Source organism: Amycolatopsis sp. NPDC058278, from assembly GCF_042881395.1.
In the GTDB taxonomy this organism is placed as follows: Bacteria; Actinomycetota; Actinomycetes; order Mycobacteriales; family Pseudonocardiaceae; genus Amycolatopsis.
This window is the reverse complement of sequence record NZ_JBHVXZ010000105.1, coordinates 15,988-35,232: the sequence shown is the minus strand read 5'-3', so window position 1 is coordinate 35,232 and position 19,245 is coordinate 15,988. Positions and strand designations below refer to the sequence as shown.

Here is a 19,245-nt window from a genome sequence, read left to right as displayed (position 1 = left end):
CTTTCCCGCCTTGACACGGCCTGGCGGCCGTTGAACAATCCGGCGTTCGGGCCGGCGGGAACCACCCGGCAGAGCTCACCCAGCCAAGACAAGAAAAGAGCCCCGCACCTCAACCGAGGTACAGGGCCCTTTCGAATGCCAGAAAGATCAGCGGGGCGCGGGACCAGCCTGGTCCGAAAGCATCCGCAGCGCGTTCACCAGGCCGTTGACCAGTCCGCGGACCAGGTCGCCCTCCTTGAACGACGCCACCATGCTCGCCACCGCCAGCTTGGCGCCGCGGTCCGGGAGGCGCAGGTGCGCCGCCTTGCCCGTGACGATCTCGATCTTGCGCTCGCCCGGGGAGACCGCGATCAGCACCGAGTTCGACGGGTCCGTCGTCGTCGCGTGCAGCTTCTCCGCCGCCGGGCGGCTGTCCTCGCCCAGCTCACCCAGGTACAGGCTGAAGTCCAAGCCGGTCTCGCGGCTCGCGAACGTCAGTGCCTCGTCCAGGCGGACCAGCTGGCGGGTGTTGAACGGCCCGGACGGCGCCTCCGGCTCGTACATCTTGGCCGCGGACACCCGCCCGGTGGCCGTGAGAGCCTCTCCATAGCCCAGCTCGGACTCGTCGACGCGCTTCGTCAGCTCACCAGTTGCCACGAGCGCCTCCCGCCGCGGTCGGGGCGCCCTCGGGCGCGCTGTTCTCGGTGCCGGCGTGCCGGTGTCCCGCCCCGTCGGGGTTGGCGCTCCACCACATGGCCGGATACTCCCAGGCCTGGCCGGTGCGGTGCCGCGCGGCACCGCCGGACCTGCGCCGGAGCGTCAGCAGCCCGGCGAGGCCGTAGATGGCCAGCGGGATCACGGCGAAGACCACGATCGTCTCGACAACGTTCACGGCGCTGAGCGTATCGGATGACCTCCACGCCCACCGCGCGCGGCGCACTCGACCGTTCGTCGTAAGTCGAGTGCCGTCCGCCGCTTGGCTCGCGGCCACTGGAACGTTGGGGCGAAGACCGTCGGGCCGAAAGGTTGCAACTCAACGTACAGGCGGCCGCACCCGCCGCTGTCGTCTTGTCGGGGCCTTGAAATCCTCGTAGCTTTTTCACCTGTACGGGCCTTGCGCCCCGCGCCTCAGCCCCAGCAGGTAACGCACCGGTCCCAGGAGGCCTTGCCATGAACAGCGTCCAGACGCCCGCACAGGCGATCACCGAGACCACCTCGTCACTGAGCGACATCGAATTCACGCCCGGAACACGTGTGACGGCGGGCACAAGGGTTACGCGGGGTACACGCGTCACTCGCGGTACTCGGGTGACGGCCGGAACGCGCGTCACCATGGGCACCCGGGTGACGGCGGGCACGCGGGTCACCCGTGGGACCCGGGTCACCCGTGGCACTCGCGTCACGATGGGCACGCGTGTGACGGCCGGCACGCGAGTCACCTGCGGCACTCGTGTCACGCGAGGCACCCGCGTCACCGGCGGCACACGCGTCACCATGGGCACCCGCGTCACCTGCCAGAGCGATTTCGCCCTCGCTGCCTGACCCGTCCTCCAGGGCCGCGCGTACTACCTGAGCACGTCGCGCAAGCACCCGGCTCGCCCCGGCCGCCGCACAGGCAGCCGGGGCGCCGGCTTGTCCGGGGGTGCTCCGCCACCTGGACCCAGGAAGATCAAGCGGCGGAGCCGAGATACGGCCGCCAGAGCGGGTCGGCCTCCTTGGAGTGCGCGAGCAGCCGCCAGTGCGGGCCGTGGGGCGCCCGCGGGACGATGCGCAGCCGCCAGCCGATCTCCGAGAGCAGCCGGTCCGCCTTGCGGTGGTTGCACTTGGCGCAGCAGGCAACGCAGTTGGTCCAGCTGTGGGGGCCGCCCCGGCTGCGCGGGACGACGTGGTCGATCGTCTCGGCCCGCCCCCCGCAGTAGGCGCAGCGGTACCGGTCGCGGTGCATGAGCCCGGCTCGCGTCAGCGGTACCTGCGCGCGATACGGTACGCGCACGTACGTGCTGAGGCGGATCACCGAGGGCACCGGCAGCGAAACCTTCGCCGAGTGCAACTCGATCCCTCCGGGGTCACCGTGGACCACTTCGGCCTTGCCGCACATCACGAGCACGACAGCGCGCCGCAGCGGCAACGCGGTCAGCGGCTCGAACGTGGCGTTGAGCAGGAGCACCCGGCGCCGGCCCCAGGCCGGGGCGGCCGGATCCCGGCCTCTACTACGCTGTCCGGGCGGGCGGGTCACTCCCCCTGGGCGGGTCCCCGGCCCGGCCGGGACGGCTCCGCCGGATGCGGAACCCCCCGGATAGGCACGCAGAACCACCTCTGGCGTCTCGTCGGCCGTGGCTTGGCCGGAGACGCCGCGGGGGCTGGGTTGTCGGTCTGGCACTCGACCACCTCCAGGGGCGTAGGCATAGTCGACCACAGAACAGGCCCCCAGCGCACGTGTGTTACAAGACGTGTCACATCCCCGCGACCCAACATCCACTCGGCGTTGGGGTGCCCGACCCGATCGGAAGGATGAACGAACCCCCGTGCTCCCCTTGCTCCCCTCCGCCGACACGCCGTGCATCAGAGATCCGAGCACGTTCTGTTTCCAGGTGTACGACCTCACGAACAACGTGTGGCTGGCGGGCTCGGCGAACTGGCTGATCACCAAGCCGGTCAAGATCCTGATGATCATCGTGATCGCGTTCGTGGTGCGCCTGATCCTGAGAAGGCTGATCAACCGCGTCACGACCCTGCCGAAGACGGGCGGCAAGCTCCCGTCGATGCTGCGCCCGCTGCGCGAACGCGCTCCCGAGGTGCTCGGGACCGCCATCATCGAACGGCGCCGCCAGCGCGCGATGACCATCGGCTCGGTGCTCAAGTCGATGGCGACGTTCCTGATCTACGGCCTGGCGTTCATCCTCGTGCTGGGCGAACTCGGCATCAACCTGGGCCCGATCATCGCGTCGGCCGGCATCATCGGCGTCGCGATCGGGTTCGGCGCGCAGAACCTGGTCAAGGACTTCCTGTCCGGGATCTTCATGATGGTCGAGGACCAGTACGGCGTCGGGGACGTCGTGGACGTCGGCGAGGCGTCCGGCACGGTCGAGAGCGTCGGCCTCCGGATCACGACGCTGCGTGACGTCAAGGGCACGGTCTGGTACGTCCGCAACGGCGAGGTGCTGCGCGTCGGCAACTCGAGCCAGGGCTTCGCGGTGGCGCTCGTCGACGTCCCGCTCGGCTACACCGCCGACGTCGAGCGCGCGGCGACGGTGCTCGCGGAGGCGGCCTCCACGGCCACCGAAAGCGACGCGCTGAAGGACAACATCCTCGAGCCGCCGGAGATGCTGGGTGTGGAAAGCGTCACAGCGGAAGGCCTCCAGCTGCGCCTGACGGTGAAGGTGCGGCCGGGCAAGCAGTGGGCGGTGCAGCGGGCGTTGCGCGCCCAGCTGCTGGCGGCCCTGGAGGAGGCCGGCTTCGACCCGCCCCTCGGCCGACTGTTCCCGCCCGCGGCCCCGGCGGCCGGGAAGTAGCCGCCGCGAGCGCCGTTACGCTGGGGAGCGGGTTCGCGACGAACCGGTATTGAGCGGACCGGCCGTCGGGAACCCGCACCCCAGGGGCAAAATGGAAGGCGTGTCTGCAGTGAGCGAACCGGCGAACCTCTACGAAGCGGTCGGCGGCGAACCGACGTTCCGCCGGATCGTCGGGCGGTTCTACGAGGAAGTGGCGCGCGACGAGATCCTGCGGCCCCTGTACCCGGAAGAAGACCTGGGTCCGGCCGAGGAGCGGTTCCGGCTGTTCCTCATGCAGTACTGGGGCGGCCCGCACACCTACTCCGACCAGCGCGGGCACCCGCGGCTGCGGATGCGGCACGCGCCGTTCAAGATCGGCCCGATCGAGCGGGACGCCTGGTTGCGCTGCATCCGGATCGCCGTCGACGAGGAGAACCTGGAAGAGCCGTACCGCGGGCAGCTCTGGGCCTACCTGGAGATGGCTGCGCACAGCATGATGAACAGCTTCGTATGAAACCGGGAGCCTGGTGGCAGGACGCCGTCTTCTACCAGGTCTACGTACGTTCGTTCGCCGACTCGGACGGCGACGGCGTCGGGGACCTGGAAGGCATCCACTCCCGGCTCGGTTACCTGGAGCTGCTGGGCGTCGACGCGCTGTGGCTGACGCCGTTCTACCGCTCCCCCATGGCCGACCACGGCTACGACATCGCCGACCCGCGGGACGTCGACCCGATGTTCGGCACCCTCGGCGACTTCGACGTGCTGCTCACCGAGGCGCACAAGCGGAACATCAAGGTCACCGTCGACGTGGTCCCCAACCACACCAGCAACCAGCACGCCTGGTTCAAGTCGGCGATGGCCGCCGCGCCGGGCAGCCCGGAACGCGACCGCTACATCTTCCGCGACGGCGTCGGGCCGAAGGGCGAGGACCCGCCGAACAACTGGGTCAGCGCGTTCGGCGGCCCGGCCTGGACGCGGGTGCCGGACGGGCAGTGGTACCTGCACCTGTTCGCGCCGCAGCAGCCGGACCTGAACTGGGCCAACCCGGAGGTCGCCGCCGACCTCGAACGCACCCTGCGGTTCTGGCTCGAACGCGGCGTCGACGGCTTCCGCATCGACGTCGCGCACGGCATGGCCAAACCGCCCGGCCTGCCGGACATGGACCCGCGCGCCGACGCGCTGGGGCCGAGCCACTACTACGACCCGCGCTGGGACCACGACGGCGTCCACGAGATCCACCAGATGATCCGCAAGGTGCTCGACGAGTTCCCGGACGCGATGGCGGTCGGCGAGATCTGGGTGACCGACGAGGAGCGGCTGTCGCGCTACCTGCGGCCCGATGAACTGCACCTGGCGTTCAACTTCCGGCTGGTGCTGACCCACTTCGACGCCGACGCCATGCGCACGGCCATCGAGCGCTCCCTCACGGTCCCGGCCCGCACGGGCGCCCCGGCGACCTGGACGCTGGGCAACCACGACGTCTGGCGGCAGGTCAGCCGCTACGGCGGCGGTGCGGCGGGCGTGCGGCGCGCGCGGGCGATGGCGCTGGTGGAGCTGGCGCTGCCCGGCGCGGTGTACCTGTACAACGGCGAAGAGCTGGGGCTGGCGAACGTCGAGCTGTCCCCGTCGGACATGGCGGATCCGCGCGCGAAGACCAGCGGGGCCGAGTACGGGCGGGACGTCGCGCGGGTCCCGCTGCCGTGGGAGGGCGACCTGCCGCCGTTCGGGTTCTCGCGCACCCCGCGGACGTGGCTGCCGATGCCGGCGGAATGGGCCGGGCTGACGGTCGAGAAGCAGATCGAGGACGCGGACTCGACGCTGTCGCTGTACCGGCAGGCGATCGAGCTGCGGAAGACGCATCCGGCGTTCGGCGGCGACGAACTGGAGTGGTACGGCGCGCCCGCGGGGTGTTTCGCGTTCCGCCGCAAGGGTGGCGGGCTGGTGTGCGCGCTGAACACGTCGGCCTCGCCCATCGCGCTGCCGCCGGGTGAGGTGCTGTTGTCGAGCAGTCCGCTGGTCGAGGGGAAGCTGGCCGCGGACTCGGCCGCCTGGCTCGTCTAGCTCTGGTTGCCCGAGCCGTCGTCGAAGGCGCCGCTCGCCAGCCACGCCACCAGCGCCGCGGCCTGGAGGTAGGGCGCCGCCTGGGCGGCCGCCCGGCCCGCCGCACGCGCGCGGCCCCACCTCTCAGGTCGTTCGGCGCGCTCCGGCGCCCGCTCTCCCGCCGGACGGTCCTGCCGCCAGTGCGGCTCCGAAACGCGGACTTCCTCCAGGAAGTCCGCGGTCGGGTCTTCGTCCGCGCTCATGCCTCCAGCGTGCCACCGCCCGGCGAACAGCGGTGGCCGCCGTAAGGACTTCGTCAGAAGAGCAGCGGCAGCAGCGCGTGCCGGCGCCGCACGATCGCGCCGTACCGGGCGTCGAGGCGCAGCCACGAGTCCGTCGCCGTCACGCGGACGACGTCCCCGGCCACGTCCGAGTCCACGAACCCCATGCCGGACATCGCGAACAGGCAGCGCATCTGCACCTTGACCTCGACCGAACCGCCGCTCACGGTCAGCACCGCCTGGTCCATCAGGGACGCCGGCGGCGTACCGTGCGGCCCGGCGTTGTCCCTGGCCAGGGTCACGCCACGGTCCGCCAGCTCGGACACCACCTGCGCCGGCAGCTCGTCGATCAGCGGCCAGCGGCCCGACGGTGGCAGCTCGCCGTGCCACAGCAGGTCGCGGGCCGGGCCCGGGTCCATCCGGGGCCCGCCGGCCACGGTCAGCGCCGCGAGCAGCTCGTTGCCGGACACCGTGACGTCGCCGGGGGTGACGTCGCCGGCCACCGCGCGGGTGGCCAGGCACTCGAACGGCGTCGCCGTCCAGGCCTCGACCACGCCGTCGCCGCGCTGCCGCAACCGGACGGCCGTCTGGCCGTCCAGCCGGACCGCGCGGGCGACGAACGCCCCGAGGGTCTCCCGGTCGGCCGCGTCCGGCACGAACAACTCAGGCATCCGCGAACCCCTGCTTCAGAAACTCCGACTCGGCCGGGGTGAGCCTACGCGGCCGCAGCTCGACCGTGTCGTACGGCGCCAGCAGCGTCTCCGCCGTGACCGCCACCGGGTCGTCCTCTCCGGGCCCGGTGTGGACGCGGTAGGCCAGCGTGAAGCTCGCCGCGCGCAGCTCGGTCAGGTCGATGTCGATCCGCAGCTGCTGCCCGGACACCACGATCGGCGCCTTGTAGGCCACTTCCAGCCGCACCACGACGATGCCCTTCGGCAGCTGCTCCAGCCCCGCCTCGACCGCCGCGCTGAACAACAGCGGGATGCGCGCCTCTTCGAGCAGCGTCACCAGTTTCGCGTGGTTGATGTGGCCGTAGACGTCCATGTCCGTCCAGCGCGGGCGGACGTGCGCAACGTAGGTCATCGCACCGTGCTCCGGATCTGGCGGGCCGCCACCGAAAGCGTCGCCAGGTCGAGCCGGCCGGACTTGGTGATCTCGTCGAGCGCGACGCGCGCTCGCTGCAGCCGGGACGCGTTCGTCTTCTCCCACTGCGCGATCTTCGCGTCCCCGGACGAGCCGGGATCGCTGTGCCGCAACGCGTCCAGCGTGATCGCCCGCAGCGAGCTGTAGACGTCGTCGCGCAGGGAAAGCCGGGCGAGCGCGTGCCAGCGGTTGCCGCGTTCGAGCTTGCTGATCTCGGTGAGCATCTGGTCGATGTCCAGGTGCGCCGAGAGCGCGTAGTACAGCTCCGCCGTCTCGGCCGGGCTGTGCACGGCGTCCACGCCGATCTGCTGCTCGGCGAGCTCGGCCACCTCGGTGACGTCGAGCAGGCCGTAGGTGTGCAGCAGCAGCGACACCCGGCGGGCCAGGCTCGCCGGCACTCCCGCGTCGATCAGCTCGTCCGCGTGCGCCTGCACGGACTCGGCCTCGCGGCCGCGCAGCAGGTCGCCGAGCTTCGGCACGAGCTTGCCCAGCACCCGGCTGAAGCGCTTGATCTCGGAGAGCGGGGCCAGCGGTTGCGGCCGGTTGGTGAGGAACCAGCGCGCGGCCCGGTCGAGCAGCCGCCGCGTCTCCAGCACCATCGCGTCGGCGACGTCGGTGTGCACGACGTTGTCGAGCGCGTCGATCTCCTTCCACAGCGCGGGCAGGTCGAACACCTGCGTCACCACGGCGTACGCGCGCACCGCGTCCGTCGCCGTCGCGTTCATCTCCTCCATCAGCCGGTAGACGAACGAGATGCCGCCGCCGTCGACCACTTCGTTGGCGATCAGCGTGGTGATGATCTGCCGGCGCAGCGGGTGTTCGCCGATCGCGGAGCCGAACCGCTCGCGCAACGGCTTCGGGAAGTACTCGGGCAGCCGGGCCGCGAACACCTTCGAGTCGGGCAGGTCGCTGGCCAGGAGCTCGTCCTTCAGCTCCAGCTTGACGTGCGCGAGCAGGGTCGCCAGCTCCGGCGAGGTGAGGCCCTTGCCCGCCTTCTCCAGCTCGCGGAACTCCGAGTTGCTCGGCAATGCCTCGAGCTTGCGGTCGAACGCGCCCGCCGACACCAGCGCCTGCACCTGGCGGGCGTGCACCGACAGCATCGGCGCGGCGTGCGCCCGGCTGACGCCGAGAACGGCGTTCTGCCGGTAGTTGTCCTTGAGGACCAGCGCGCCGACCTCGTCGGTCATCTCCTCCAGCAGCTCGTTGCGCTGTTCGCGCTCGAGCTTGCCGGTCTGGACGAGGTGGTCGAGCAGGATCTTGATGTTGACCTCGTGGTCGGAGCAGTCGACACCCGCCGAGTTGTCGAGCGCGTCGGTGTTGATCTTGCCACCGTTGCGGGCGAACTCGATCCGGCCCAGCTGCGTGAGGCCGAGGTTGCCGCCTTCGCCGAAGACCTTGACGCGCAGCTGCTTGCCGTCGACGCGGATGGCGTCGTTGGCCTTGTCACCAGCTGCCTGGTGGCTTTCGGTCTCGGCCTTGACGTAGGTGCCGATGCCGCCGTTCCACAGCAGCTCGACCGGGGCCAGCAGGATCGCCTGGATCAGGTCCATCGGCGCCAGCGCCGTCACGCCCTCCTCGAGGCCGAGGGCCGCGCGGACCTGCGGGCTGATCGGGATCGACTTCGCCGTGCGCGGGTAGATCCCGCCGCCTTCGCTGATCAGCGAGCGGTCGTAGTCGTCCCACGAGCTGCGCGGCAGGTCGAACAGCCGGCGCCGCTCGGCGAACGACGAGGCGGCGTCCGGGTCCGGGTCGAGGAAGACGTGCATGTGGTTGAACGCCGCGACCAGGCGGATGTGCTCGGACAGCAGCATGCCGTTGCCGAAGACGTCGCCCATCATGTCGCCGATGCCGACCACGGTGAAGTCCTCGGTCTGGGTGTCCTTGCCCAGCTCGCGGAAGTGCCGCTTGACGCTCTCCCACGCGCCCTTCGCCGTGATACCCATGGCCTTGTGGTCGTAGCCGACCGAGCCGCCGGAGGCGAACGCGTCGCCGAGCCAGAAGCCGTACTGCGCGGAGACCTCGTTCGCGATGTCGGAGAACTTCGCGGTGCCCTTGTCGGCGGCGACGACCAGGTAGGAGTCGTCGGCGTCGTGCCGGACGACACCGGGGGCGGGCACGGTCTTGCCCTCGATGCGGTTGTCGGTCAGGTCGAGCAGGCCGGAGATGAACATGCGGTAGCAGGCGATGCCCTCGGTGAGCTGCGCGTCACGGTCGATGCTCGCGTCCCCGCTCGGGGCGGGCGGGCGTTTGACGACGAAGCCGCCCTTCGCGCCCACCGGCACGATCACCGCGTTCTTCACCGCCTGCGCCTTGACCAGGCCGAGGATCTCGGTGCGGAAGTCCTCGCGCCGGTCCGACCAGCGCAGGCCACCGCGCGCGACCTGGCCGAAGCGCAGGTGCACGCCTTCGACGCGCGGGGAGTACACGAAGATCTCGAACTTCGGCCGCGGTTCGGGCAGGTCGGGCACGCCGGCCGGGTCGAGCTTGATGGCCAGGAACGGCCGCGGCCTCCCGTCGGTGCCCATGACGTGGTAGTTCGTCCGCAGCGTGGCCCGGATGACGGCCATCAGGCGGCGCAGGATCCGGTCCTCGTCGAGGCTGGTGACCTCGTCGATCATCGCGTTCAGCTCGGCGGCCAGCGCTTCGGTCGCGGCTTCGCGGTCGGCGTCGGACAGCGTGGGCGCGAACCGGGCCTCGAACAGCCGCAGGAGCTTGGTCGCGACCTGCGTGTGGTTGAGCAGCGTGTTCTGGATGTAGTCCTGGGAGAACGCGCTGCCGGCCTGGCGCAGGTACCGCGAGTACGCGCGCAGCACGGCGGCCTGGCGCCAGGTGAGCCCGGCGCGCAGGACGAGGCCGTTGAGGCCGTCGACCTCGGCGTCGCCCCGCCAGGCGGCCTCGAAAGCGTCCTGGAAGCGGCCGCGCAGCTCGGCGACGGCTTCGCCGTCGGACTCGTCGAGCATCTTCTGGTCGACGTGCAGGCCGAAGTCGTAGATCCAGCACGCGCCGCCGTCCTCGCGGTGCAGCTCGTACGGCCGCTCGTCGACCACCTCGACGCCCATGGCCTGCAGCACCGGGAGCACCTTCGAGAGCGTGACGCCCTCGCCGCGCAGGTAGAGCTTGAAGCGCCGCTCCCCCGGCCCGGCGTCGGCGGGCTGGTAGAACGAAAGCGCGAGGTCGCCTTCGTCGGTGAGCGAGTCGAGCGAGCGGAGGTCGGCCAGCGCCTCTTCGGCGGTGAAGTCCTCCTTGTAGCCCTCGGGGAAGACCATCGCGAAGCGCTGGCCCTGCTCGGTGGCCGATTCCTCGCCGACGATCCCGACCGCGACGCCGCCGTCGGCGCGCTCACGGCGTTCGTCGAGGACCGCCTCGACCATCCGGTCGTCCCAGGTGCGGACGGCGTCGTTCAGCCGGTCCTGGATCTTGAGCGTGTCCGGCTCGAGGCGGCGTGCGGGGTCGGTGTGCACGACGAAGTGCACCTGTGCCAGGACGGTCTCGCCGATCCGCGCGCTGTACTCGAGCTGGGTGCCTTCGAGCTCTTCGAGCAGGACTTCCTGCATCGCCAGCCGCGAGCGCGTCGTGTAGCGGTCGCGCGGGAGGTAGACGAGGCAGGAGTAGAAGCGGCCGTAGGGGTCGCGGCGCAGGAACAGCCGCAGCCGGCGGCGGTCCGAGAGCGTGATCGCGCCGGTCGTCGTCGAGTAGAGCGAGTCGGTGTCGGCGGAGAACAGGTCGGCACGCGGCCAGTTCTGCAGGATCTCGAGCATCCGCTGGCCGGAGAACGACTCGATCGGGAAGCCGGCGCGGTGGATGACCTCGCGGACCCGCTTGCACACGACGGGGATGTCGAGGACGTTCTCGTGCAGCGCGGTGGTGGTGAACATGCCGAGGAAGCGGTGTTCGCCGGTGACGGTGCCCTCGGCGTCGAAGGTCTTCACGCCGACGTAGTACGGGTAGACCGGCCGGTGCACGGTCGAGGGCGCGCTCGCCTGGGTCAGCACCAGCAGCGTCGGCGCGAGTGCGGTGGCGGCGGTGTCCGGGCCGGCGGTCAGGCCGCGGGCGGCGAGGCTGTCCTGGCGCAGCACGCCCAGGCCGGAGGCCAGGACCGCGCGCAGGGCCGGGTCGTTCGAGTCGGGGTGCGGGTTGTCGATCAGCTCGTAGCGGCGGTAGCCGAGGAAGGTGAAGTGGCCGTCGGCCAGCCAGCGCAGCAGGCGGGCGCCCTCGGCGACCTCGTCCTGGGGCAGCTGCGGCGGGGCCGTCTCGAGTTCGCTCGCCAGCTGGCAGGCCGTCTGGGCCATCTTCTCGGCGTCTTCGACGACCTCGCGGACGTCACCCAGCACGCTGGAGAGCCGGTTGTCGAGCTCGCGGGCCCGGTTGCGATCGGTGACGAAGTCGATCTCGATGTACATCCACGACTCGGCGGCCGAGTTCGCGGGCGGCTCGGCCGGGTCCGCTTCGGGGTGGACCTCCTGCAGTTCGCCGGTGAGGTCACGGGTGACCACCACGATCGGGTGAACGATCCGCTGCACCTGGACGCCGTCCCGGGCGAACTCCGCGGCGATCGAGTCGACCAGGTACGGCATGTCGTCGGTGACGACCTGCACGACGGTGGCTTCGCGGGCCCAGCCGTCTTCGGCGACGGTCGGGTTCAGCAGCCGCACGGCCGGGCGGCCGGGCATCCGGTGCTTGGCCAGCTGCAGGTGCGACCGCACGGCGCCGACCAGGTTGACGGGTTCGTCGCCGACGATCTCTTCGGGCGGGATGTGCCGGTAGTAGAGCCGGATGAGCTCACCGATCTCCGGCGCCAGCCCGGCGGCGGAGTCGATCAGGTCGTCCCTGATCTGCTCCGGGCTGGCCGGGGAGCGCGAAGCGCCGAATTCGGGTTCGGCGTCGGCTCCGGTTCCGGGTAGGGACGAGACTCCGGTCGAGCTCATTTGAGGCAACTCTCCAGTTTGCGTGAGGTGGCACCGCGCCGGTTCGGCGTTGAGCCGGCCACCCCACACTAATGCGCCGCGATCCGGGATCACATGAAGACCCGGAGGTTCCCCGAGCCGCGAAAACCCTTCCGGGGCTTGGAATTCGCGTGATCGGTCAAGCTACTGACGGGTTGGCTCCAGCGCTCCCGCGCGGCGCTGACCAGCCGTGCTCCGAGGACGTTACCCGACGTGGGGCCAACGTGATCGGTTCAGTTGATCGGGCGCGCTGCCGTTCGGCGAACGCTGTCGGCCGGTCGGCGACGCCGGGGTGCGACGGATCCCACTGCGTTCGGGCCGGGGCAGGTCGGCGACGAACAGGGGTGTCTCACCGACTGGACCCCGGCCGGGGTGAACTTGCCGCCGGGTGGGTCCCCGGACTTGCGGACGACGGCAAAACTGTCGGTGGTCTCCGGTAGCGTGGAAAACGGGGGGCGCCCCCGCGCGGCCAGGTGGGTCAGGTCAGTCGCGCGAGCTGTGGCCGCGGGAGTCCGGGACCTCGGCGCCGTGGCCGTTGCGACCGTGGCCGTTGCGGCGGCCCGTGTTCTGGGAGTCGAGCTGCTTGACCAGCGCCGCCGCGCTGGCCGTGCCCGCCTGGTGCTCGGCCAGGGCGCGGGCGAGCAGGTCGGCGAGGCCGGCGTCGGGTGGGGGCTCGTCCTCCGCGATCGCGCGGGCGTAGCTCTCCGGGAACGGCGCCGTCGCCGGCGTCCAGTGGCCGAAGTCCTCCATCGGTTCCAGCGACGGTGGCATCCGCAGCCGCGGCAACCACGGCTCGGCTTCCTCGCGGTAGTCCGGCACCGACGGCGGTTCGTCCTCCGGCCGCGGCGGCGGGGCGAGCTCCGGCTCCGGACGCGCCGGTTCCTCGGCGCGCGGCCGGTCGGCGTCTTCCGCCCGGCGGCGGCCCCCGGCGCCCCCGGAGGCCGAGATGCCCAGGCGATCCAGCACCGAACGGGCGGCTTCCGAGCCGTGCTCGGCGTCGTGGCGCGTCGACGGCTGCGGCTCCGGCCGCCGCCCCTCGGACGCCCACGGTTCCCGCTCGGCGGCGGGCTCGGGCGCGAGCGGCAACGCCGGCGTGACGCGAGTGGGCGCCGATTCCCGTTCGGCCGCGGTCTCCCGCAGCCGCGCTTCGGCCAGCGCGGCCCAGGAGAACTTGGTCTTGCCGGGTTCCGCGGGCGGCGCCGCCTCGGGTGACGTTTCGACGGCCTCCCGGCCGCCCCGCATCTCGGCCGACTCCGATCGGAAGTCCGGCTCCGGCTCACGCTCCGCCGGCCGCGGCTCAGCAGGCTCGGTCCTACGCCCCGCCGGCTCGGACCGGTACTCCGGCTCGGCAAGCTCGGCGCGGTATTCCGGCCCCGGCTCCAGCCGACCCTCCGGCCGCAGCCCGGAAGACACGGACTCGAAGTCCGGCTCCCGGCCACGCTCGGCCGGCCGCGGCTCACCAGGCTCGGGCCGCTGCTCCGGCCGCCGCCTACGCCCCGCCGACTCACCAAACTCCGGACTGCGCTCCGACCCCCAGCCGGCCGCAAGCTCCGCCGACTCACCAAGTTCCGGCTGGTGCTCGGACCCCCGCCCAGCCCCACGCTCGGCCGACTCACCAAACTCCGGCCGATGCTCGGAACCCCAGCCCGCCGCACGCTCCATCGACTCGGCGAGGCCTGGCCGGTGCTCCGACCCCCGCCCAGCCGCAAGCTCCGCCGACTCACCAAACTCCGGACCGCGCTCCGACCGCCCAGTCCCACGCCCCACCGACTCAGCGAGCCCCTGCCGCTGCTCGGACCCACGGCCAGCCGCAAGCTCCGCCGACTCACCAAGCTCCGGCCCGTGCTGCGAGCCCCGGCCAGTCCCACGCTCGGCCGACTCACCAAGCTCCGACCCGTGCCCAGCCGACCGCGGCTCGGCAAGCTCCGGCCCCCGCACCGACCTCATCTCGGCGGCCCCCGACCGGAACACCGGCCGCGGCTCACCGGACTCGGGCTGCTCCGCCTTTCGCCCTGGCCGCGAGGCGACCGGCTCCCGCGTCGACCGCGGCTCGGCAGGCCCAGGCCTGCGTTCCGGCGCGCGCACCTCGATCGGCTCCGGCCGCCGGGGTCCTGGCGGCGGCGTGGGCTCGTCCCGCACCGCCGGCATCAACGTCGTCTCGGCCGCATCGGCGGTCACCCGCGGCCGCCCGAACGACCACGCCGGCGTCCGTTGCTCGGGCTCCGGAACCGGCTCGGCCGCGGCGACCGGGACCGGCCGCGACGGCACGCTGCTTTCGGGGGTCCGGGTGGCGGCGCCCCCGGCTCGGGGCGAAGCCCCGGACGGCACCGCCTTCAGCACCTCGTCCAAGTCCACCGAGGCCGGCTGCCCCGTGCCGAACTCGCCGGCCAGCACGCTGCACGCCTGCCGCCGGGCCCGGGCGTGCAGCTGCTCTGCCGCCCGCGAGCGGTACAGGCACGCGATGGCCTCCTCCGCCTGCCCGAACCGCTCCTGCAGCTGCGCCAGCTCCAGCCACAACCGCGCGGTGATCGCCGACAGCCCGTGCCGGTCCGTGCTCGCCACGGCTTCGCGGACCAGCTCGATCGCCGCTTCGCCGGCCCCCGCGGGCAAGTGGACGCGCGTCGCGACGGCCAGCCGCAGCCAGCCCATCGGCGCGACGCCCGCCGCCCGCACCGGCTCGGCCAGCACCGGCTCCGCGATCTCGTACGCCATTTCGGCGTCGCCGCGGTCGAGCAGCGTGCTCACCAGCAGCAGCACCAGCCGGATGCGGACGAGGCCGCCGTCGTCGGCCGGGTTGTCGAGCTTCTCGAGGAAGCCGAGGCCGGTCCGGGCGGCGTCGGCCGCCGCCGTCAGGTCGCCGTGGCGCCGCCGGTGGGCAGCCGTGCCGACGCGCAGCAGCGCCCGCACCAGCAGCTGGGTGTCCGCACCCAGCGAGTCGTCGCCGACGACGAGCTTGTCCGCCTCGACGAGCACCCGGTCGAGCTCCGCCTTGCGCCCGAGCTGGCCCAGACAGCCCACCAGGTGGCACAACGCGGCCGCGCGGTGCACCGGCGAGACCACCGGATCCGTGAGCACCGGCCGCAACGCGGCGAGGCCGGTCAGCGGCACGCCCAGGCTGCGGGCGCAGACGGCGAGGTCGATGCGCAGCCGCGCGGCGATGTCGCCGTAGCCCGCGTGCTCGGCCGCGCGCAGGGCGGCGACCGCGCGCCCGACGGTCCCCGGGCGGTCGCCGACCCGGACGCGCGCGGACACGACCAGGCTCTCGGCCCGGATCCACTGCTCGTCGGCGCTCGCCGCCTCGGCCAGTGCGGCTGCGCGCTCGCCGAGGACGAGCGCGAGCTCGGGCGCCCGCAGGTACAGGGCGTCCGCCCGCTCGATCAGCCGTCCGACTGCGGAGAGGGTTCCCCCGGCATTGGCGGAGCGCCCGCTCTCACTGCGCGAGAACGGGCCCGTCCGGTGCTGTTTGCTGGCTTCCACGGGGAAACCCGCCCCCTCAGTCGCGGGTCAGCTTGCGATGGGTGACACGGTGCGGGCGAGCAGCCTCGGCGCCCATCCGCTCCACCTTGTTCTTCTCGTACCCTTCGAAGTTGCCCTCGAACCAGAACCACTGCGCGGGGTTCTCTTCGGTGCCTTCCCAGGCCAGGATGTGCGTCGCGACCCGGTCGAGGAACCACCGGTCGTGGGAGATCACGACGGCGCAGCCGGGGAACTGTTCCAGCGCGTTCTCCAGCGAGCCCAGGGTCTCGACGTCCAGGTCGTTCGTCGGCTCGTCGAGCAGGATCAGGTTCCCGCCCTGCTTGAGCGTCAGCGCCAGGTTGAGCCGGTTGCGCTCACCACCGGAGAGCACGCCCGCCGGCTTCTGCTGGTCCGGGCCCTTGAAGCCGAACGCGCTGACGTACGCGCGCGACGGCATTTCGGTCTGCCCGACGTGGATGTAATCAAGCTCGTCGGAGACGACCTGCCAGACGGTCTTCTTCGGGTCGATCCCGCCGCGGTTCTGGTCCACATAGGACAGTTTGACCGTCTCGCCGATCTTGACCTCGCCGCCGTCCGGCTCCTCGAGCCCGACGATGGTCTTGAACAGCGTGGTCTTGCCGACGCCGTTCGGGCCGATCACGCCGACGATGCCGTTGCGCGGCAGGTCGAACGACAGGCCGTCGATGAGGACGCGCTCGTCGAAGCCCTTGCGCAGCTTCTCGACCTCGACCACGACGTTGCCCAGCCGCGGGCCCGGCGGGATCTGGATCTCTTCGAAGTCGAGCTTGCGGTGCTTGTCCGCCTCCGCCGCCATCTCCTCGTAGCGGTCGAGGCGCGAGCGGGACTTCGTCTGCCGCGCCTTGGCGTTGGACCGCACCCACTCGAGCTCGGTCTTCAGGCGCTTCGCGAGCTTCTGGTCCTTCTTGCCCTGGACCTCGAGGCGCTCGCGCTTCTTCTCCAGGTACGTCGAGTAGTTGCCCTCGTAGCCGACGACGCGGCCGCGGTCGATCTCCATGATCCACTGGGCCACGTTGTCCAGGAAGTACCGGTCGTGGGTGACGGCGAGGACGGCGCCGGCGTAGCGGGAGAGGAACTGCTCCAGCCACAGGACACTTTCGGCGTCCAGGTGGTTGGTGGGCTCGTCGAGCAGCAGCAGGTCGGGCGCCGACAGCAGCAGCTTGCACAGCGCGACCCGGCGGCGCTCACCACCGGAGAGGTGCGAGACGCCTTCGTCCGGCGGCGGGCAGCGCAGCGCGTCCATGGCCTGCTCGACGGTCGAGTCGAGCTCCCAGGCGTCGGCGTGGTCCAGCTCCTCCTGGAGCTGCCCCATCTCCTCCATCAGCTCGTCGCTGTAGTCGGTCGCCATCAGCTCGGCGATCTCGTTGTACCGGTCGAGCTTGACCTTGACTTCGCCGAGGCCCTCCTCGACGTTCTGCCGGACGGTCTTCTCCTCGTTGAGCTCCGGCTCCTGCATGAGGATGCCGACGGAGGCGCCGGGCTGGAGGAACGCTTCGCCGTTGCTGGCCTGCTCGATCCCCGCCATGATCTTGAGAACGGTGGACTTACCGGCACCGTTCGGCCCGACCACGCCGATCTTGGCGCCGGGGTAGAACGCGGTGCTGACGTCGTCGAGGATGACCTTGTCCCCGACGGTCTTGCGCACCTTCTTCATGGTGTAGATGAACTCGGCCATACCCACGATCGTAGAGCGCACCTGATCGCGGCTCGACGCCGGTCACCGTCGGACTACCGAATGTCAGCCCGAGATCACGCCGAGAGTACCGAAACGGCCGTTTTCCCGGCACCCGGACGGCGGCTCAACCTCAACTGGAACCCGAGGGTCGCTTGCCCTCGGCGAGGTTCTTCAACATCGCGTTGTAGGCGTTCAGCTCTTCGTCGCCCGTCGCCGCTTCGCGCCGGTCACGCCGCTTCGCCTCGCGCTCGTCCTGACGCGACCACTGCACCAGCAACGCGATCAGCACCAGCAGCACCGGAACCTCACCGGCGGCCCAGGCGATGCCACCGCCGAGCCGCTGGTCGGCGAGCAGGTCGGTGACCCACGGCAGGTGCAGCTGGCCGTAGAAGGCCTGCCCGATGACCGTCTGCTTGCTCATCAGGATCACGCCGAAGAACGCGTGGAACGGCATCGCGGCGAACATCATCCCGAGCCGGCCGAGGTACGGGATCCGCCGCGGCGACGGGTCGACGCCGATCACCGGCCAGTAGAAGACGTACCCGGCGAGCAGGAAGTGCCCGTTCATCGCCAGGTGCGCCCAGTGGTAGTTCAGGGCGGTGTCGAACAGGCCGGAGAAGTACAGCGCGTAGAACGAGCCGACGAACAGCAGCAGCGCGACCACGGGGTGGGTGAGGAACCTCGACACCGGCGAATGCACGAAGGCGACGAGCCACTCGCGCGGCCCGGGCGGGGCGTCCTTGCCCGCGGCCGGCAGGGCGCGCAGCGCGAGCGTCACCGGCCCGCCGAGCACGAACAGCACCGGCGCCACCATCGACAGCAGCATGTGGTTGCCCATGTGCACGCTGAACATCGCGGGCGCGTACCGGCCGACACCCGACGACGTCGCGATCAGCAGCACCACGCAGCCGGCGATCCAGGCGACCGTGCGGCCCACCGGCCAGGTGTCGCCGCGGCGCAGCAGCCGGCGGACCCCGGCGAGGTACAGGCCGCCGAGAACGAGCGCGAGCGTGCCGTAGACCAGGTCGAAGCGGGTGTCGAAGAGCAGCCGCCACACCGTCGGCGCGCCGTCGAGGTCGTAGCCGAGCAGCAGCTCGGTGGTGGACGGCTGGGTGATCGCGTCCGCCGGCGGTGGCGTCCTGGCCAGCCCGGAGGCGATGCCGATGGTGACGAACATGATCAGGATCTCGACCGAGGCCAGGCGCAGCAGCTGGGCGCCGCCCTTGCCGTCGACGAGGTTCGCGACGCCCTTTTCGCGCTGCTGGTGGCCGAACACCCCGAGCAGCAGCAGGGCCACCGTCTTGGCCACGACGAGCAGGCCGTAGTCGGTGGTGAACAGATCGTCGAGGCCGATCCGGACCAGCGCGTTGACCGCGCCGGAGAGCGCCATCACGATCCAGCAGACCAGGGCCAGCTTGGAAAACCGCTGCGCGGCCAGGCTCAGGTGGCCCCCGCGCCGGTACCCCAGAGCCAGCAGGGCGACCAGGCCGCCGACCCACAGGGCCGCGGCGACCAGGTGGAACAGCAGGCTGTTGGTGGCGACGTCGTGCGAGCCGCCGCTGGCGGAGTGCCCGGTGACGGCGACCGGGATCAGCCCGCCGACAGCGGCGAAGAACAGCACCGCCGTCCAGCCCCAGGAGAGCGCGAGCCGGCAGCCGAGCGCGACGAGGATCGCGATCAGCGCCGTCCACAGCCAGGCCTTCGGCTGTTCGATGGCGCCGACGAGGTCGAGCAGCGTCTGCGGGTCCAGGACGTCGCCGAACGGCTTGCCGGCGGTGTCGGCGGCGGTGAAGGCGACGGAGAGCAGGGCCGCGGCGAACCACACCCAGGCGGCGATCCCGGCCACGCGCAGGGCGCCGTAGCCCTCGGGCCCGAGCGTCCCGGACTTCTGCGGCGGCACCAGGAAGGCGGCCAGCAGCAGCGACCCGACGCAGATCACCGACGCGGATTCGGACACCACGCGCATGACGGTGATGCCGTACTTGGTGACCAGCCCCGGGTCGGGCAGGCCGGCGATGGCGTAACCGGCCCCGCCGGTGAGCGCGATCAAGCCGATCGCGACCACGGCGGCCAGCAGGACACCGACCACGAGCAGCGGCAGCACGCTCGCCCGGCGCTGGGTGGGGACGTCGGATTTCGTCGCGGACACGCCCCTGAGGGTATGCCCAGCCCCGGTCAGGCCCGTGTGACGGGCAGGA

14 protein-coding genes are annotated in these 19,245 nt (G+C 71.5%); 4 read left to right on the top strand and 10 right to left on the bottom strand.

What is annotated here, in order from left to right; all coding sequences use genetic code 11:
* Positions 1-147 precede the first annotated feature (147 nt).
* Both ACFVYA_RS37875 and ACFVYA_RS37870 read right to left on the bottom strand, forming a co-directional pair.
* Positions 148-636: a DUF5130 family protein gene (locus tag ACFVYA_RS37875; protein ID WP_387051966.1), complete on the bottom strand. Its 489-nt coding sequence runs from the start codon at positions 634-636 to the stop codon at positions 148-150.
* Positions 623-871: a hypothetical protein gene (locus ACFVYA_RS37870; RefSeq protein ID WP_285985254.1), complete on the bottom strand. Its 249-nt coding sequence runs from the start codon at positions 869-871 to the stop codon at positions 623-625. The genes ACFVYA_RS37875 and ACFVYA_RS37870 overlap by 14 nt, the downstream gene beginning before the upstream one ends.
* Before the next feature lie 278 nt (positions 872-1,149).
* Between ACFVYA_RS37870 and ACFVYA_RS37865 the strand changes: the two genes are divergently transcribed.
* Positions 1,150-1,521: a hypothetical protein gene (locus ACFVYA_RS37865; protein WP_285985255.1), complete on the top strand. Its 372-nt coding sequence runs from the start codon at positions 1,150-1,152 to the stop codon at positions 1,519-1,521.
* Between the two features lie 127 nt (positions 1,522-1,648).
* Here the strand turns inward: ACFVYA_RS37865 and ACFVYA_RS37860 are convergent, their stop codons facing one another.
* A complete protein-coding gene (locus ACFVYA_RS37860; protein ID WP_176171908.1) occupies positions 1,649-2,146 on the bottom strand; it encodes an HNH endonuclease in 498 nt (165 codons plus the stop codon).
* A 394-nt stretch (positions 2,147-2,540) separates the two neighbouring features.
* Between ACFVYA_RS37860 and ACFVYA_RS37855 the strand changes: the two genes are divergently transcribed.
* The 3 genes from ACFVYA_RS37855 to ACFVYA_RS37845 all read left to right on the top strand — a co-directional run bounded on the left by ACFVYA_RS37855 (position 2,541) and on the right by ACFVYA_RS37845 (position 5,531).
* Positions 2,541-3,491, top strand: coding sequence for a mechanosensitive ion channel family protein (locus tag ACFVYA_RS37855; RefSeq protein WP_387051967.1), 951 nt, complete (start codon positions 2,541-2,543; stop codon positions 3,489-3,491).
* A 109-nt stretch (positions 3,492-3,600) separates the two neighbouring features.
* Complete coding sequence (locus tag ACFVYA_RS37850) at positions 3,601-3,984, top strand: globin (RefSeq protein WP_247025035.1); 384 nt, start codon at positions 3,601-3,603, stop codon at positions 3,982-3,984.
* Positions 3,981-5,531 carry a glycoside hydrolase family 13 protein gene (locus ACFVYA_RS37845; RefSeq protein WP_387051964.1) on the top strand — a complete coding sequence of 517 codons (1,551 nt, stop codon included), beginning with the start codon at positions 3,981-3,983 and terminating at the stop codon, positions 5,529-5,531. Before ACFVYA_RS37850 ends, ACFVYA_RS37845 begins: the two co-directional genes overlap by 4 nt.
* Here the strand turns inward: ACFVYA_RS37845 and ACFVYA_RS37840 are convergent.
* The 7 genes from ACFVYA_RS37840 to ACFVYA_RS37810 form a co-directional block, all read right to left on the bottom strand.
* Positions 5,528-5,773 carry a hypothetical protein gene (locus ACFVYA_RS37840; RefSeq protein ID WP_387051962.1) on the bottom strand — a complete coding sequence of 82 codons (246 nt, stop codon included), beginning with the start codon at positions 5,771-5,773 and terminating at the stop codon, positions 5,528-5,530. The genes ACFVYA_RS37845 and ACFVYA_RS37840 overlap by 4 nt on opposite strands.
* A 53-nt stretch (positions 5,774-5,826) precedes the next feature.
* Entirely contained in the window at positions 5,827-6,462 is a 636-nt protein-coding gene (locus ACFVYA_RS37835) for a hypothetical protein (RefSeq protein WP_285985259.1), read from the bottom strand.
* Entirely contained in the window at positions 6,455-6,874 is a 420-nt protein-coding gene (locus ACFVYA_RS37830; RefSeq protein ID WP_285985260.1) for a thioesterase family protein, read from the bottom strand. Before ACFVYA_RS37830 ends, ACFVYA_RS37835 begins: the two co-directional genes overlap by 8 nt.
* On the bottom strand, positions 6,871-11,859 hold the full coding sequence (locus ACFVYA_RS37825; RefSeq protein WP_387051960.1) for an NAD-glutamate dehydrogenase: 4,989 nt from the start codon (positions 11,857-11,859) through the stop codon (positions 6,871-6,873). The genes ACFVYA_RS37830 and ACFVYA_RS37825 overlap by 4 nt, the downstream gene beginning before the upstream one ends.
* A gap of 501 nt (positions 11,860-12,360) precedes the next feature.
* Positions 12,361-15,354: a hypothetical protein gene (locus tag ACFVYA_RS37820; RefSeq protein WP_387051958.1), complete on the bottom strand. Its 2,994-nt coding sequence runs from the start codon at positions 15,352-15,354 to the stop codon at positions 12,361-12,363.
* A gap of 16 nt (positions 15,355-15,370) precedes the next feature.
* A complete protein-coding gene (ettA, locus tag ACFVYA_RS37815; protein WP_387051956.1) occupies positions 15,371-17,047 on the bottom strand; it encodes an energy-dependent translational throttle protein EttA in 1,677 nt (558 codons plus the stop codon).
* A gap of 130 nt (positions 17,048-17,177) precedes the next feature.
* On the bottom strand, positions 17,178-19,196 hold the full coding sequence (locus ACFVYA_RS37810) for a cytochrome c oxidase assembly protein (RefSeq protein ID WP_387051955.1): 2,019 nt from the start codon (positions 19,194-19,196) through the stop codon (positions 17,178-17,180).
* Between the last annotated feature and the right edge of the window lie 49 nt (positions 19,197-19,245).

Bases quoted from the DNA above. Each gene is read 5' to 3' on its own strand.
- ACFVYA_RS37830 (WP_285985260.1), bottom strand. From the start codon at position 6,874: ATGACCTACGTTGCGCACGTCCGCCCGCGCTGGACGGACATGGACGTC.
- ACFVYA_RS37835 (WP_285985259.1), bottom strand. From the start codon at position 6,462: ATGCCTGAGTTGTTCGTGCCGGACGCGGCCGACCGGGAGACCCTCGGG.
- ACFVYA_RS37840 (WP_387051962.1), bottom strand. From the start codon at position 5,773: ATGAGCGCGGACGAAGACCCGACCGCGGACTTCCTGGAGGAAGTCCGC.
- ACFVYA_RS37845 (WP_387051964.1), top strand. From the start codon at position 3,981: ATGAAACCGGGAGCCTGGTGGCAGGACGCCGTCTTCTACCAGGTCTAC.
- ettA (WP_387051956.1), bottom strand. From the start codon at position 17,047: ATGGCCGAGTTCATCTACACCATGAAGAAGGTGCGCAAGACCGTCGGG.
- ACFVYA_RS37865 (WP_285985255.1), top strand. From the start codon at position 1,150: ATGAACAGCGTCCAGACGCCCGCACAGGCGATCACCGAGACCACCTCG.
- ACFVYA_RS37825 (WP_387051960.1), bottom strand. From the start codon at position 11,859: ATGAGCTCGACCGGAGTCTCGTCCCTACCCGGAACCGGAGCCGACGCC.